At 50.0% G+C, this 322-nt stretch carries 2 pseudogenes; both read right to left on the bottom strand.

What is annotated here, in order from left to right:
• Window positions 1–197, bottom strand: a pseudogene (locus BHE85_RS19360) (IS66 family transposase); the annotation flags it as partial.
• Between the two features lie 29 nt (window positions 198–226).
• A pseudogene (locus tag BHE85_RS27790) lies at window positions 227–322 on the bottom strand (IS66 family insertion sequence element accessory protein TnpB); the annotation flags it as partial.

Raw genomic sequence — 322 nt, 5'->3', positions numbered from 1 at the left:
AACAGCATCCGGCGCAGTTTTTCTATCTGAGCCCGCAGATGTTCTATTTCCCGTTCATCTTCTTCGATCTTTTCTTCGGCGCGGGCCAGTGCAGAGCGCAGGAAGGCCTCCGTCTCTTCAACCAGACTCAGTTGCTGGTCTTTCTGACGGAGCTGGCATTCCAGTTCTGCAATGCGAATGAGGTATTTTTGATTCATGGCCGTTTTTATAATCCGGCCATGACATTTTACAACATTGTCAGTGCATTAAGGCGGGATGTTTTTGGCTGACGCCAGTCCAGCTTATCGAGGAGCATTGCCAGTTGCGAGCGGGTAATGGATAC

This window comes from Shigella sp. FC1567 (assembly GCF_001743015.1).
Classification (GTDB): domain Bacteria; phylum Pseudomonadota; class Gammaproteobacteria; order Enterobacterales; family Enterobacteriaceae; genus Escherichia; species Escherichia coli.
This window is presented reverse-complemented; position numbering and strand designations above follow the sequence as displayed.